Origin of the sequence: Knoellia subterranea KCTC 19937, assembly GCF_000768685.1 — a bacterium.
In the GTDB taxonomy this organism is placed as follows: Bacteria; Actinomycetota; Actinomycetes; order Actinomycetales; family Dermatophilaceae; genus Knoellia; species Knoellia subterranea.
The window spans coordinates 99,792-114,886 of the sequence record NZ_AVPK01000007.1; the positions used below are offsets into that span (position 1 = coordinate 99,792).

A 15,095-nucleotide genomic window follows, 5' to 3' on the forward strand; every position below is an offset into this window, starting at 1 on the left:
CATGACGCTGACGACTGCCACCGTGCTGCCCTCTGCCCCCGCCCCGGTTGCTGGGGCGGTGGTCCACGCGGTCATCGTCACGCCGGGCGCCGCTCCCGGCCTGCGCGCCCTGCTCGACGCCGTCGCCGCCTCCGCGACGCGCCCCGAGCACGTAGTCGTCCTCGACCTCGCGCCCACCTCCGGACCCGACGCCGCCGAACTGGTCGCCTCTGCGCAGTCGCCCAGCTTCGCTGTGTCCCACGTCCGCCTCGATTCCGGTATGCCGGATCGCGCGGCGGTCTCGCAGTGGCTCACCTCCGCGGACCTCGCCGAGGAGGACCTGGTGTGGGTCCTGCCGGTCGGGTCGATCCCGGAGCCCGAAGCACTGGGCCGCCTGCTCGCAGCCCACCGTCGCAGCCCCTCCGTGGGCCTCGTCGGCCCCAAGCACGTCGACGCCACCTCTCCGCGGACACTGCGTTCGGTCGGCATCGTCACGACCCGCAGCGGGCGCGTCGTCGAGGATCCGCCACTGGGGGAGCCGGACCAGGGGCAGTACGACCTGCGCCGCGACGTCCTCGCCGTGCCGCTCTCCGGGCTGCTGGCCACGGTCGGAACCCTGCGTGACCTCGGCGGCTGGGAGCCGTCGTTCGGTGACCTCGGGGCAGACCTCGACCTCGGCTGGCGAGCGCAACTCAGCGGTCGCCGCGTCGTCGTGGCTCCCGAGGCGCGATTGCGTTCGGTCGCCGCGGTCGGTCTCGCGACGGCGACGACGGGCAGCCGACGTCGTGCCGCTCGGAGGGTCGCCCTCGCTCGAGCGTCGTGGTGGTCCGCTCCGTTCCTGGCCGCGTGGATCCTGCTGAGCTCGCTGTGCGCAGGCATCGGGCTCCTGCTCCTCAAGCGACCGCAGGCCGCCGCAGTTGCTCTCGGTGACCTCGGCTCCCTCAATCCGGTGCGGGTTCTGGCCGGTCGCTGGCGGACCCGCGGTCGGCGCGAGGTGCGCCGCCGCGACATCGACACCCTCTTCGTCCCCGCGTCGCAGATCGTGCGCACCGGGCTCGACCGGGCCCACGACGCGGTGGTGTCGCCGCGCCCCGAGTCCGACCACACCCGTGTCGACGACGACCGCAGCCCCGGCACGCGTGCTCTCGTCCACCCCGGCTTCCTTGCGGTGCTCGCTGTGGCAGCGGTCGTCGTGGCCGCCGGGCGGGACATCGGCGGCGGACTCATCAGTCGCTTCGGCTCCGGCGTGACGGGTGGTGAACTCGTCACGACGCGCGCCACCTCGAGCAGCCTCTGGCACGCCGCCTTCGACGGGTGGCACGGAGCAGGTCTCGGCGGCGACGGCCCCGCCGGCCCGGCACTCGCGCTGTTGGCGATCCCCACGTGGATCGTCGAACACCTGCCGGGCAACGGCGACCTCGCCTCACCCTCGGGTGCGGCCGTCGGCGCGATCCTCGTCCTGGCCCTGCCTTTGGCCGCGCTCTCCGCCTACTTCTCCGCCCGCGTCAGCACCGACTCGCGCGTCCTGCGGGCGGGTGCCGCGCTCGCCTGGGCCACCGTCGGTGCCGCCGGTCCGGCGATCGCCCAGGGCCGGCTCGGCATCGCCGTCGCGCTCGTTCTGCTCCCGGCCGTTCTCGCCGGCGTGGTCCTCCTCGCCCGCCCGACCGGCACCGCGACCGGTGCCTTCGCGACCGCCCTCGGGGCGGCTGCTCTGGGTGCGTTCGCCCCGCCGCTCCTCGTCGGCGTCGTCCTCGTCTGCCTCGCCGTCGCTCTCCTCGGTCGGCCCGGTTCGCGTGGACTCGCCCTCGTCCCGGCCGTGCTCGCACCCCTGCTGCTGGGGCCATGGCTCCTCGATGCCGCGGCCGACTGGAAGCTCCTCGCGACCGGACCCGGGCTGAGCCAGTGGGGTGAATCGGGGGTCCAGCCGTGGGCGCCGGCCCTGCTCCACCCCGGTGGCGCCGGCAGCACCCCGTGGTGGGTCGGCGCGGCCGTCGTGGCCCTCGGGCTCGCCGGGCTGCTCGTCTCGCGTGGACTGCGTTCGGTGCCGACCGCCAGCGCCCTCCTCGGCCTCGCCTCGCTCGCTGCCGTGCTCGCCGCGCCCCACGTCGATCTCACCGCCACCACGACGTCTGCCGCCGGTGCCGCCACCACCGCGGCCGGCAGCTCGCTCACGGTCACGCCCTGGGCCGGCACGTTCCTCCTGCCCCTGACGCTCGCGCTGCTCGCCTCGGCCCTCGTCGGTGCCGACGCCCTGCGGCACCGGGTGCGCGGGCTCTCCGTCGTCGCGGTCCTGCTGGCGGGCCTCATCGGGGCGGGGGCTCTCGGCTGGTTCGGGTTCGGCACGACCCTGCGCACCTGGTCCGACGCGCGCCCCGCCGTCGCGGTCGAGCAGGCCGGTGGCGAACTCGCCAACCGCACCGTCTTCGTGACCCCGGGACCCAGCGGTGCGGCATACCGGATCGTGGGACGCGAGACCGGATCGCTCGCTCGCGCGCTCCCGCAGAGCGTCGCGGGCGACGCCGTGATTGCCGCGGACGTGAGCCACCTGCTCGACGGCACTGACCCCGAAGCCGGTCCGCGTCTCGCGCGCCACGCCATCGGTTTCCTCGCGGTGGCCGAGTCCGCCGGCGATGACGTCGCACGACGGCTCGACTCGGCGCAGTCGCTCTCGCGTCTGGCGAGCCGGGACGGGTTCGACCTCTGGCGGATCGCCGCACCCGGTTCGGGCACGAACCGAGCCGTCGCACCGGCACGTCTCACGCTCGTCTCGGGCCAGGAGAGTTCGCTCGTGCCGACGCTCGGCGAGCACGGTGCGACCTCCACGGACATCACCGCGCGCGAGGGCGACGTCCTTACCGTGGCCGAGCCGCCGGCCTGGACCCGCCACGCCACCGTGCGCTTCGGCGGCGAGGAACTGACGGCGAACCCGGACGCGCAGCAGCCGACCTATGCCCTGCCGGCGGGCACGCACCGCCTGACCATCGACGTCGAGACCGAGCACCCGTGGCTCCGACTGTGGCAGGGGCTTGCCATTCTCGTTGTCGCGTTCCTCGCCATCCCGTTCGGCAACCGCGCCTCGAGGAGTCGGCGATGAACCGCGCGAAGTGGATCGGCCCGGGACGCCTCGGCCTCACCGCCCTGGCTGCGGCCGGACTCGTCACCGCGGCCGTGGTCGCCCCTGCCGACGGGCGCGTCGTGTCCGACGCGACGCCCGTGAGTGCGACGACGCGGCAGCCGATCGCGTCGGCGTCGCTGTCGTGCCCGGGACCCGAACTCAGCGGCATCGACGGAGTCGACGACCTCGAGGTGCCGGCCCGCGTCGGCGCCGCCACCGCTCCCGAATCGGTGCTCGGACGAGAGGTCCAGGTGACCGGTTCCGGCAAGCTCGCCGTGACCTCCGGCGGCGAGACCAAGACCAGTGGCGAGACCACGACGCGCGGCGAGAGCACGACCGTCGACGAACTGCCCAACGGTGACGCGAGCGACGTCGTCGCGACGGGCTCGTTGGCGCCCGGACTCGCTGCGGCCCAGGAATGGGCCGTCGCCCGGGCCGAACTCCGTGGCCTCGCGACCGTGCCGTGCGCCGGACCGGGGGCCGACATGTGGCTCGTCGCCGGCGGTGGCGCGGCTGGACGCCAGGAACGCCTCATCCTCACCAACCCCGGTGCCAACGAGGTGAGCGTCGACCTCCAGGCCCTCGGCCGCAAGGGGCTGCTTGCCTCGCCGACCGGCAGTGTCGTCGTCCCCGCACACGGGCGGGTCTCCATGCTCGTCGACGCCATCACCGGCGCGGAGGAATCGCCTGCGGTCCGGGTGCTCGCCACCGGTGGTTCGGTGCGAGCGGTCATGAGTGACATCTGGCTCGACGGGTCGGTCGCCGCCGGCGCCGAGACCTCGGTGCCGACCGCGGCGCCGTCGAAGCATCAGGTCATCCCGGCCGCCCTCATTTCTGCCGCGGGTGGGTCCATCCGCATCGCCGTCCCCGACCGTCAGCAGGCCGTCGTGAGTGCCCGCGTCATCGGACCCGACGGCGTGGTGCCGCTGAGCGGTGGGGGAGTCACCCGGGTCCCCGGCCGCTCGACCTCCGAGCTGCCCATCACCGGACTCAAGGCCGGCACGTATGCCGTGGAGGTCACCTCCGACGTTCCGGTCGTCGCCGCGCTGTGGTCGTCCTGGCGCGTGGGCACCGGCGTGGGTGACTTCGCCTGGGCGCCCTCGACGCCTGCGGCAACGGGACTGCTCGGCGGGGCGTACCCGTCGGACGAGGACGGACCGGAGCGCAGCGTCGACGTCGTCGTCACCGGCGGTCCGGCCAAGGTGGCGCTCACGTGGCGTGCCGGTGCGGACTGGAAGACCGAGGTGTTCGACCTCTCCCAGGACACGGCCCGCGCCGTCGACGTCGGCCGCACGGATGCCATCTGGGTGCGCAAGGTCTCCGGTGCCGGAGAGGTGCGTTCGTCCGTGGCGAGCACGTCGGGACAGAACACTGCGCCGTTCGTGTCCGTGTCGCCGCTGGTCGACACTCCCGTCACGTCCGAGGTGAGTCGGGCGTTCCCGGTCTCGTGATCTAGAGCTCGATCTCGGAGGGCGGCACGTTGAGCAGGGCCGCGACCTGTTCGGCGACGACCTCGCGCACGATCGCGGCAATCTCACCGACGTCGCGGGCACGGGTCTCGACCGGGCGGCGGTAGACGACGATCCGGTGGCCGGCTTGGCCGCCGACGGGCAGGAGACGACCGACGGGCGCGGCCTGCTCCTCCCACGGCGCCGGGTCGGTCGGTGGGACGTCCTCGACGGCGAACTCGACGTCTGCGTAGCGGGTTCCGAGATAGGTCCTGGCACGCTCTGCGACCTCGATGACGATGTCGTCGAACGCTTCCCGGCGCGACCTCATCGCGGGCACGGCCGGCCAGGCGAGAGGGCCCCGGACGCCTCGCCCACGGCGGTCCCGTCGCCGTGGCCGTGCCGTGGAAAGGGGGTCGTTGAACGCCACATGGGCAGACTACGGCGTGCCACGTTCCGGGTGTCGGACCCGTGACCTAGAGTCCATGGGGTGAACGCGTCCAGGAAGTGCACGAAGACCGCGTGCTCGCAGCATGCCGTGGCCACCCTGACCTACGCGTACGCCGATCGAGCCGTCGTCCTGGGGCCTCTCGCCACCTATGCCGAGCCGCACTCCTATGACCTGTGCGCCGACCACGCGACGCGGCTCACGGTGCCGCAGGGCTGGGAGGTCGTGCGCCTCGAGTCCGACGGCTACCAGCCCGCTCCGGAGCACGACGACCTGCTGGCCGTCGTCGAGGCCGTGCGTGAGCGCCCGACACCGCCGGCTCCGCCGACCGTCGCGAGCGCGGCCGTCAGCGCCATGCCGGCACCGGTCCCCGGTGAGCACCGCCGCGGACACCTGCGGATGCTGCCCGGCAACACCGACTCCTGACCGACGCCCGAGACGTCGCGTCCGGAGGCTCGCGCAGATGATGTGAGTGCCAAAGGCGTCGCAACTGACGCCTCTGGCACTCACCCGCTCCTGCGGCCCACCTGCCGTCGTCCGCCTGCCGTCGTCCGCCCGCCGTCCACCCGGTCAGTCGACGTAGGCCGCGAGGTGCGTGCCGGTGAGCGTGGCGCTCTTGCCGCCCTTCGAGCCCTGGGCCACGAGGTCCGCGGGCTTTCCCTCGAAGACGACCTTCCCGCCGTCGTGACCGGCGCCTGGACCGAGGTCGATGATCCAGTCGGCGTGCGCCATGACCGCCTGGTGGTGCTCGATGACGATGACCGACTTGCCGCTGTCGACGAGGCGGTCGAGCAGGCCGAGCAGGTTCTCGACGTCGGCCAGGTGCAGACCGGTCGTGGGCTCGTCGAGGACGTAGACGTCGCCCTTCTCGGCCATCTGCGTCGCGAGCTTGAGCCGCTGGCGCTCACCGCCGGACAGGGTGGTGAGCGGTTGGCCCAGCGTGAGATAGCCCAACCCGACGTCGACGAGCCGGTCGAGGATGGTGTGGGCCGCCGGGATCTTCGCCTCGCCCTCGGAGAAGAACTGCTCCGCCTCCTCCATGGACAGGGCGAGGACGTCGGCGATGTTCTTGCCGCCGAGTTCGTACTCGAGGACGGCGGCCTGGAAGCGCCGCCCCTCGCACACCTCGCACGGTGACTCGACGGTCGCCATGACGCCGAGCTCGGTGAAGATGACGCCGGCGCCATTGCACGTCTGGCAGGCACCCTCGGAGTTCGACGAGAAGAGCGCCGGCTTGACCCCGTTGGCCTTGGCGAACGCCTTGCGGATCGGCTCGAGCATCCCCGTGTAGGTCGCGGGGTTGCTGCGACGGGAGCCCTTGATCGCGGCCTGGTCGATGACGACGACACCGTCACGGCCGGCGACGGAACCGTGGATGAGCGAGCTCTTGCCCGACCCGGCAACACCCGTGACGGCGACGAGCACGCCCAGCGGGATGTCGACATCGACGTCGCGCAGGTTGTGCGTCGACGCGCCCCGGACCTCGAGCGTCCCCTTCGCCGGGCGCACCTCGTCCTTGAGGGAGGCGCGGTAGTGCAGGTGCTGGCCGGTCAGCGTCGTGGCCGATCGCAATTCCTCGACCGAGCCCTCGAAGACGATCTGTCCACCGCCGGAACCGGCACCGGGTCCGAGGTCGACGACGTGGTCGGCGATGGCGATGGTCTCCGGCTTGTGTTCGACCACCAACACGGTGTTTCCCTTGTCCCGCAACCGAATCAGCAGGTCGTTCATGCGAGCGATGTCGTGCGGGTGGAGCCCGATCGTCGGTTCGTCGAAGACATAGGTGACGTCGGTGAGCGACGAGCCCAGGTGCCGGATCATCTTCGTGCGCTGCGCCTCGCCACCGGACAGCGTGCCCGCGGGGCGGTCGAGCGACAAATAGCCCAACCCGATCTCGGTGAACGAGTCGAGCAGGTGCTGCAACCCCTTGAGCAGGGGAGCGACCGAGGGCTCCTTGAGGTCGCGCACCCACGTCGCGAGGTCGCTGATCTGCATCGTGCAGAGGTCGGCGATGGACTTCCCGTTGATCCTGGACTTGAGCACGTCGGCAGTGAGCCGGGTGCCGTCGCACTCGGGGCACCGCTGGAACGTCACGGCTCGCTCGACGAAGCGCCGGATGTGCGGCTGCATCGCCTCGGGGTCCTTGGACAGCATCGACTTCTGGATCTGCGGGATGATCCCGTTGAAGGTGAGGTTGACGCCCTCGACCTTGATCTTGGTCGGCGGTGAATAGAGCATCGTGTCGAGCTGCTTGGCCGTGAACTTCGCGATCGGCTTGTCCATCGGCAGGCCCATCCCCGCGAACAGCCGGCCGTACCACCCGTCCATCGAGTAGCCCGGCACGGTCAGTGCACCCTCGCTCAGCGACTTCGTCTCGTCGTAGAGCGCGGTCCGGTCGATGTCGCTGACGTTGCCCATGCCCTCGCAGCGTGGGCACATGCCGCCGAGGTAGACGACGTCCTTGACGACGGTCTTCTCGGTGCGGCCGCCCTTGTCGCGCTGCGCGACGCCGCTCGCCTTCATCGTCGGGACGTTGAAGCTGTATGCCGTGGGCGGACCGACGTAGGGCTTGCCCAGCCGGCTGTAGAGGATGCGGAGCATCGCGTTGGCGTCGGTGGCGGTGCCGACGGTCGAGCGGGGGTTGGCACCCATGCGCTCCTGGTCGACGATGATCGCTGTCGTGAGTCCCTCGAGGTGGTCGACCTCGGGTCGCGGGAGGGAGGGCATGAAGCCCTGGACGAAGGCGCTGTAGGTCTCGTTGATCATCCGCTGCGACTCGGCGGCAATGGTGCCGAAGACGAGGGAGCTCTTGCCCGATCCCGACACGCCGGTGAAGACCGTCAACCGCCGCTTGGGCAGGTCGACCGACACGTCCTTGAGGTTGTTCTCGCGCGCCCCCTCGACGCGGATGAGGTCGTGGCTGTCGGCGACGGGCGTCTCGCGGGTCATGGACGCAAACCTAGTGGTCACCACCCACAGCAACACCCACTAGTAGGGTCGCGGTCGTGCCTCCCCACGTGCTGACCGATTTCGTCAAGGCCTACGACGTGCGAGGGCTCGTCCCCGAGCAGCTCGATGTCGATGTCGCGTGGGCTCTCGGCGCGGCCTTCACCGAGGTCGTCATCAGCCGCGAGCAGGGGACCGGCTGCGTCATCGGACACGACATGCGGGCCTCGTCGCCCGAGCTCTCCCGCGCCTTCGGGCAGGGCGTCGCAAGCCGCGGCATCGACGTCACCCACATCGGACTCGCGAGCACCGACGCTCTCTATTTCGCGAGCGGCCACCTCGGCCTCGCCGGCGCGATGTTCACGGCGAGCCACAACCCGGCGGCCTACAACGGCATCAAGCTGTGTCGTCCCGGCGCGCGTCCCGTCGGGCAGGACTCCGGCCTCGCCGAGGTGCGCGACCTCGCCCAGGAACTGCTCGACGGCACCGGCGAGCAGCGTCAGGTGGAGCCCGGCACGACGACCGACAAGGACGTCCTCGCCGACTACGCCGCCTTCCTGCGTGGCCTCGTCGACCTCTCCGGTGGTCGCCCCCTCAAGGTCGTCGTCGACGCCGGCAACGGGATGGGCGGCTTCACCGTCCCGGCCGTCCTCGGCACCGAGGCCGGCCTTCCCGCACTCCCGCTCGAGATCGTCCCGCTCTACTTCGAGCTCGACGGCACCTTCCCGAACCACGAGGCGAACCCGCTCGAACCCGAGAACCTGCGCGACCTCCAGGCCGCGGTCGTCGAGCACCAGGCCGACATCGGTCTCGCCTTCGACGGTGACGCCGACCGCTGTTTTGTCGTCGACGAGCGCGGCGAACCGGTGAGCCCGAGCGCCATCACGTCCCTCATCGCGACCCGCGAGATCGCCCGTGAGGTGGCCGCCGGCACCCCGGCCGAGGACGTCGCCATCGTCCACAACGTCATCACCTCCGCGCAGGTCCCTGAGGTCATCGCGGCACTCGGCGCCAAAGCTGTCCGCACCCGCGTCGGCCACTCCTTCATCAAGGGCGAGATGGCCCGCGCCAACGCCGTCTTCGGCGGCGAGCACAGCGCCCACTACTACTTCCGCGACTTCTGGTTCGCCGACACCGGCATGCTCGCCGCGATGCACACCCTCGCCGCCCTCGGCGAGCAGAGCGAACCGCTGTCGAAAACCATGACGGCATACTCTGCTTATTCAGCGTCCGGCGAGATCAACTCGACCGTCGACGACGCCGCGGCGGCGACCGCACAGGTCCGCGCATGGGCGCAGGACAAGGACGTCGAGGTCGACGAGCTCGACGGCCTCACCCTGACCCACCGGGGCAGCGACGGCGACCCGATGTGGTGGCTCAACCTGCGCGCCTCCAATACCGAACCCCTGCTCCGGCTCAACGTCGAGGCAGCCGATGAGGACACGATGGCCGCGATACGGGACGATGTTCTCAGCGTCGTACGTGGCACAGCGAGAGGAAACTGACATGGCAACGATGGAGCCCTGGCTGCGCGAGATCCTGCGCTGCCCGAACTGCCGGACCGAGCTGCGCGACGAGGACGGCGCCGACGGCCCCGAGCTCGTGTGCACGTCCGACAGCTGCGGACTGATCTATCGGATCGACGATGGCGTGCCGGTCCTGCTCGTCGACGAGGCTCGCAAGCCGGCCTGACTGGGTCCACACCCGTGCCGCACCTGGACGAGGCCTTCCTCGACTCCGCCGAAGCGCTCGAGTCGCTCGACAGTCGCGGGTCGCTGCGCGCGCTCGCCACGGCCGGTGCCCAGGTGCGCCGCGCCATCCTCGCGTCCCGCGAGGCCGGCATCGAACGGGTCGCCGGCGGTGACCGGCCGCGGTCCGTGCTCGTCGCGTCCCTCGGTGGCTCGGCCGTCGTGTGCGATGTCCTCGACGTCCTTGCCGAGCCCGGCTCGCCCGTCCCTCTGACGACGCGCCGCGAGGCGCCCCTGCCGGGATGGATCGGCCCGCTCGATCTCGTCATCGCCGTGTCCCAATCCGGGCGCGCCGCAGGGCCGCTCGCGCTCGCGGCCGAGGCTGCGCGGCGGGGCGCGTCCCTCCTCACCGTCGGTACGCCGGACTCGCCGCTCGCTGATGTGTCTGCGCGGGGCCGTGGCGTCCATGTCGACATCGCGGTCGACGTGCCCACCTCGCGCGCTGCCCTCTGGTCGATGCTCACGCCGGTACTCCTCGCCGCAGATGGGCTCGGCCTCATCGACTGCTCCGAGGCCGTCCTCGAGCGTGTCGCCGACCGCCTCGACGAGCGCGCCGAGGAGTGCCGCCCGTCGTCCGAGTCGTTCGTCAACCCCGCGAAGATCCTCGCCCTCGGCGTCGCGGAGACCGTGCCGGTGGTCCTCGGCGACGGTGCGCTCACCGGGGTTGCCGCCAGTCGCGCGGCCGCGATGCTGGCCCGCACAGCGCGTATGCCGGCCACTCACGGCGCGCTTCCCGATGCGGCTTCGCAGGTGGTCGCCTGCTTCGACGGGCCCTTCAGTGGATCGGGAGCCGGTGCCGGCCGGCCCGGTGTAGTGGGTGCTGGGGAGCGCGACATCTTCGCTGACCCGTTCCTCGACGGTCCGCCGGCACCGCAGCTCGGTCTGCTCATGTTGCGTGACACCCCGGGCGCGACGCTGGATCCGGTCGTGGCCGAGGGGCGGCGTGACGCGGCACGGCTCGCCGAGGCCGTCACCGAGTCGGCTCGCGATGCGGGCGTGCGGGTGTGGGAGGTCGAGGCGGCCGAGGGTCACCCGATCGAGCGGCTGGCGTCGCTCATCGCGATGACGGACTACCTCGCGACCTACCTGGCGTTGGCGCTCGGGCTCGATCCGGCCGTGTCGCCGCACGTGGCGGACCTCCGCGACCGCACCAGCTGACCCACGGCCACCCGCACACCGGCCACCCGCCCGACTATCAGCTCAGGGCCCGAAGGCGGCTGGTGAGCACGCAGCGTTCGGTTTGGTCCGGGAGTTGATAGTTCGCCGGTAGGCCAGCGGATCGTTGACAATTCAGGACTCGTGGTCCGGCAGCCACCCGCTGGTGAACCGCGACCGAGTGGCAGCAGGGTTGAGGATCTGGCGGCCCCAGAGGAACTCCCGGTCGGCCGCGGTGAGACGAGCCTGTTCGGCCGCCTCGCCCCAGTGGTCGTGCACCGCAGCGACGATGCGCTCGACCCGGGCAGCGCCATCGCGGACGCCGAACTCGTGGGCGACCTCGACCAGTGCAGGAAGGGAGGACTCACGACGGAGGTCGAGCCCGAAGCTCATGGCCTGGTTCGCAGCCTCGCCGACGCGAGGTTGTGGGGCGATGTCGTAGGCGGGCGTCAGGGTGAGCGCTCGGCCGTCCCAGAATGCCGCGTGGTTGCGAGCATGGTCGTCGGTGTTGCCGAGCGCGATGTTCACGGCGATGCGGTCGAACAGCGCTTCGCCCACTCGGGGGTCAGAACCTGCACGCCGTAGCACCGCCAACAGATCGGGATATGTGGCGTGCCGACCGACACGCTCATCGAGGCCGAGCATGGTCAAGCCCGACACGCAGTGGAGGCGGCCGCCCCCAGGAAGCCGGTCGAAACGGCGAACCATGAGGACATCGCGCCCCACGGCCCGGACGACGTGACTCTCCGCCACCTCGACGCCCGCCTTGCCGGCGAGGAACATGGCCGCGGCCTCGGCACCGACGACATTCATGGTGTCGGTGGATGTCGAGAGCTTCCCAATCCATTGGTCGTCACCGTCGTGGACGAGCACCTTGGGGCGGGCGCCGCCGATACTGGTGCCGTGGCCGAGCGCGTCGGCGAGTGCTGGTGGCAACGGTTCGCCCGCGATAACGCGGTCGGTCGCGTAGATGAGCTCAGCCATCGACGAGGGCTCGTCGCGAGGCACGAACTCCGTGGCCGAGGCCTGGAAGTCGTTGGCGCCGAACCGGTTCGAACCCGAGCGCAGCAGGACGCTGAGTTCGTCATTATCGTTGAACGACGGGTCGGTGCGATGCCGGTGGTGGAGCACCCGTCGGCCCCACGCGTCGGGAGCGCCGTCCCGTAGGCACGACGCGACATCCATGCCGTCCGGCGGAACCTGAGCGCCCCGACGGAGGGGCAGTTCGGGGCCGTAGAGGGAGATGGCGTCAGGGCGGTCGAGGTAGCTGCGCCCGTAGAGGAAGTCGAGCCGTCCACGCTCGCGGACAAGGCGACCTGCGACGACTGGCTCGGCCGTGCCGGGCAGCCAAGTCCATACGAAGGCCTCGGTGGGTCGGGTATTCGGGCGGCTGGGCTCAGAAGGCGTCATCGTCATCTCCCATGCTGCGGTCGACTCGAGAAGGGAGGAGGGACAGGACCTGCTCGGTGGTTCGCAATGCGCGGGTGCGCTCGCGGGTCGCGACATTGAAGAGGGGGACCCCCACGAGCAGGGCGGCGCTGAAAGCAGTGCCGATGGCGACCGTGGGTGCTCCGGATTCCACGGCCAGGATCGTTCGTGCACTCACGCCCACCCGTTGGGCCAGATTGTCGACAGTCCAACCCTTGTCGTGTCGGGCGATGCGGATCTGGGCACCGAGGAGCGCGAGGGCATCGCGCGTTTCCGCGTCGATAGGGATTGAGTGCTTGGCCATGACGCTCCTGCGTTAAAGTGCACCTAGCCTACCACTAGATGCATTTTAACACACCATCCACGCCGCTCTGGAGCGATGGGGCAGCCCACGGTCCTGGCAAAGGCGTGACAGGTGACGCCTTTGCAAGGACCGAGGTAGTGAGCGCGTCAGTCGGTCAGTGCTGGGCGAGGTCGACGATCTCGGCGGTGGGCAGCTCGGCCAGGGCCGCGCCATCGACGAGAACCTTGCTTGCCCGAACACCCGACCCGATGACGACCGGCCCGGCCGCAGCCACCGCAGCGTCGACGAGCACCGGCCAGTCGGCGGGGAGCCCGATCGGCGTGATCCCGCCGTACTCCATCCCCGTCAGCGACACTGCCTCGTCCATCGGCGCGAACGAGATCTTGCGGACGCCGAGGTGACGCCGCACGACGCCGTTGATGTCGGCGCGGTCGGTCGCGAGGATCATGACGGCGGCGTAGGTCACCTCACCCCCGCGCTTCCCGGCGACGATGACGCAGTTGGCACTCGCCTCCAGAGCGACGTCGTATGCCGCACAGAACGCTTCCGTGTCGGCGAGCGTTGCGTCAATGGTCGCCACCTCCGCTGCCGCGACGCCCGAGGACACCGCACCATCGGCGAGCGCACCGGCGACAACACCGGCCATGAGCTCCGGGTGCTCAGCGGCAGGCGACCAGGACAGCGATCCGCGGGCGGACGGCATACCCGACCTCAGTGCGTCTCGTCAGCGGCAGGCGAGTCGGCAGCGGGAGCCGCGTGCTCGTCTGCGTTCCCTTCGCTGTGGCCGCCCTTGCGGGGGATGACGTGGAGGATCGCGACGACGATGGCACCGACGATGAGGCCGAGGATGGCCGAGCCGATGGTGTTCGTGATCCAGCCGAGGACGCCGCCGAGCGCGCCGGTGGCCCCGTGGACCCACTCTTCCGCGTGGTGCACCCACTCGTAGGGGTGGGCGAGGATCGACCAGCCGTACTCGTGCGCGAGGTCGTCGAGTCCGACCAACAGGATGTGGCCGCCGACCCAGAGCATGGCGGCGATACCGACCGTGGAGAGGGTCGTGAGGAGCTTGGGCATCGCGGCGACGAGGCCGCGGCCGAGGGCCTTGCCGCCGTCGGTGCGGCCGTTCTCGGCGAGGTGGAGGCCGACGTCGTCCATCTTGACGATGAGCGCCACGACGCCATAGACGAGGATCGTGATGAGGAAGGCGACGACGATGAGGATCGCCGCGCGCGAGAGGAACGGCTCGTCGGCGACCTCGTTGAGCGAGATGACCATGATCTCGGCCGACAGGATGAAGTCGGTGCGGATCGCGGCGCCGGTGATGGCGCTCTCGTCGGCGACCTTGCCGGCCTCATGCGCCTCGCCGGCTTCGCCCTCTTCGTGGCCCGAGATCTTCTCCCAGATCTTCTCGGCACCCTCGAAGCAGAGATAGGTGCCACCGAGCATGAGCAGCGGCGTCAGCGCCTGGGGAAGGAACTGCGACAGCAGCAGCGCGGCCGGCAGGATGAAGAGGAGCTTGTTGCGCAGCGACCCGATGGCGATCTTCTTGATGATCGGCAGTTCGCGCGCGGGGGAGAGGCCCTCGACGTAGCGCGGCGTCACGGCCGTGTCGTCGACGATGACGCCGGTCGCCTTGACAGAGGCGCGCCCAGCAGCGGCAGCCACGTCATCAACCGAGGCCGCGGCGGCCTTGGCGAGCACGGCGATGTCGTCGAGAAGGGCGAAGAGTCCGCCAGCCATCAGGCCACCTTTGGGTCGAGGTTGGGAGTCGATCAGTTCATGAGTCGAAGCGGTGCAGCGTCGAGGACGTCAGCACGTGCTCGGCACGCGCTCAGACTACAGACGACGAACCGCGCGACCCTGTCTCGAGGGTCGCGCGGTCCGGTGTCGGGCTGAGTGATTACTTCCCGAAGGCGCCCTTGATCTTGTCGCCGAGACCCTTGACGGCGTCGCCGACCTTGTCCTCGGCGGCGTTGAGTGCGTCGTCGGCCTTGCGCAGGCCTTCGCCCGCGGCACCGAGGCCGGGGTCGCCGGTGTCGTCGACGTCGAGCCTGTCGCTCACCGAGTCGCGGGCGGAGTCGACCTTGTCGCCGACGCTGTCCTTGGTCTCCTCGACCTTGTCGCCGAACGAGTCGTCGCTGCTGGCGGAGTCGCGGACGTTGTCGACCTTGTCGCCGACGGTGTCCTTGACCTGGTCGAACTGGTCGCCGGCCTCGTCGCGGGCCGCATCGACCTTGTCGCCGAAGCTGCCCTCGGTGTCGTCGAAGCGGTCACGGACCTCGTCGACGCCCTGACGGGCTTCGGCGGTGGTGTCCTGGATGGCGCCTTCGGCCTGGAGGGAGTCGTCGCCCGTGGCCTTGCCCCACTGCTCCTTGGCCTTGCCGGCCACCTGGTCGGCGGCGTTCTCGGCGCTGTTCTTGATGTCGTCAAACCCCATGGTCTTCTCCTGACGATCACTCGGGGATGTTTCCGGTGGACGTTCTCCACGCAACCACGAGTCGCGCCGTGACGGGGTTTAGCGCCT

General features: G+C 70.7%; 13 protein-coding genes. 6 read left to right on the forward strand and 7 right to left on the reverse strand.

Translation table 11 applies throughout. The features are described 5' to 3' along the window. The first annotated feature begins 1 nt into the window (after position 1). Entirely contained in the window at positions 2 to 3,073 is a 3,072-nt protein-coding gene (locus N803_RS12530) for a glycosyltransferase family 2 protein (protein ID WP_084764469.1), read from the forward strand. Next, complete coding sequence (locus N803_RS12535) at positions 3,070 to 4,545, forward strand: DUF5719 family protein (RefSeq protein ID WP_035905860.1); 1,476 nt, start codon at positions 3,070 to 3,072, stop codon at positions 4,543 to 4,545. Before N803_RS12530 ends, N803_RS12535 begins: the two co-directional genes overlap by 4 nt. 1 nt (position 4,546) lies before the next feature. Here N803_RS12535 and N803_RS12540 read toward each other — a convergent pair whose 3' ends face one another. Next, positions 4,547 to 4,873: a metallopeptidase family protein gene (locus N803_RS12540; protein WP_035905861.1), complete on the reverse strand. Its 327-nt coding sequence runs from the start codon at positions 4,871 to 4,873 to the stop codon at positions 4,547 to 4,549. Between the two features lie 159 nt (positions 4,874 to 5,032). On the opposite strand from N803_RS12540, the gene N803_RS12545 reads away from it, so the two are divergent. Beyond that, positions 5,033 to 5,416, forward strand: coding sequence for a DUF3499 domain-containing protein (locus N803_RS12545; RefSeq protein ID WP_035905863.1), 384 nt, complete (start codon positions 5,033 to 5,035; stop codon positions 5,414 to 5,416). Between the two features lie 144 nt (positions 5,417 to 5,560). On the opposite strand, the gene N803_RS12550 is transcribed toward N803_RS12545, so the two are convergent. Continuing rightward, entirely contained in the window at positions 5,561 to 7,939 is a 2,379-nt protein-coding gene (locus tag N803_RS12550; protein WP_035905864.1) for an ATP-binding cassette domain-containing protein, read from the reverse strand. Positions 7,940 to 7,995: 56 nt separating this feature from the next. Between N803_RS12550 and N803_RS12555 the strand changes: the two genes are divergently transcribed. The 3 genes from N803_RS12555 to N803_RS12565 are packed head-to-tail and all read left to right on the forward strand — an operon-like array spanning position 7,996 to position 10,842. Beyond that, positions 7,996 to 9,441: a phosphomannomutase/phosphoglucomutase gene (locus N803_RS12555; protein WP_035905865.1), complete on the forward strand. Its 1,446-nt coding sequence runs from the start codon at positions 7,996 to 7,998 to the stop codon at positions 9,439 to 9,441. Between the two features lies 1 nt (position 9,442). Further along, the gene (locus N803_RS12560; RefSeq protein WP_035905866.1) at positions 9,443 to 9,628 is read left to right on the forward strand and encodes a Trm112 family protein; all 186 of its coding nucleotides are present in this window, start codon (positions 9,443 to 9,445) and stop codon (positions 9,626 to 9,628) included. Between the two features lie 14 nt (positions 9,629 to 9,642). After that, complete coding sequence (locus tag N803_RS12565; RefSeq protein ID WP_035905867.1) at positions 9,643 to 10,842, forward strand: SIS domain-containing protein; 1,200 nt, start codon at positions 9,643 to 9,645, stop codon at positions 10,840 to 10,842. A gap of 132 nt (positions 10,843 to 10,974) precedes the next feature. On the opposite strand, the gene N803_RS12570 is transcribed toward N803_RS12565, so the two are convergent. From N803_RS12570 to N803_RS18740, 5 genes are all read right to left on the reverse strand, one after another. After that, positions 10,975 to 12,249 carry a type II toxin-antitoxin system HipA family toxin gene (locus N803_RS12570; RefSeq protein ID WP_052112251.1) on the reverse strand — a complete coding sequence of 425 codons (1,275 nt, stop codon included), beginning with the start codon at positions 12,247 to 12,249 and terminating at the stop codon, positions 10,975 to 10,977. Further along, positions 12,236 to 12,571, reverse strand: a complete 336-nt coding sequence (locus N803_RS12575; protein WP_035905868.1) for a helix-turn-helix transcriptional regulator — start codon at positions 12,569 to 12,571, stop codon at positions 12,236 to 12,238. Before N803_RS12575 ends, N803_RS12570 begins: the two co-directional genes overlap by 14 nt. A 154-nt stretch (positions 12,572 to 12,725) precedes the next feature. Further along, positions 12,726 to 13,274, reverse strand: coding sequence for a YbaK/EbsC family protein (locus N803_RS12580; RefSeq protein WP_035905870.1), 549 nt, complete (start codon positions 13,272 to 13,274; stop codon positions 12,726 to 12,728). Between the two features lie 8 nt (positions 13,275 to 13,282). Then, a complete protein-coding gene (locus N803_RS12585) occupies positions 13,283 to 14,311 on the reverse strand; it encodes a DUF808 domain-containing protein (protein WP_052112252.1) in 1,029 nt (342 codons plus the stop codon). Positions 14,312 to 14,471: 160 nt separating this feature from the next. Continuing rightward, entirely contained in the window at positions 14,472 to 15,008 is a 537-nt protein-coding gene (locus N803_RS18740; RefSeq protein WP_035905871.1) for a CsbD family protein, read from the reverse strand. Between the last annotated feature and the right edge of the window lie 87 nt (positions 15,009 to 15,095).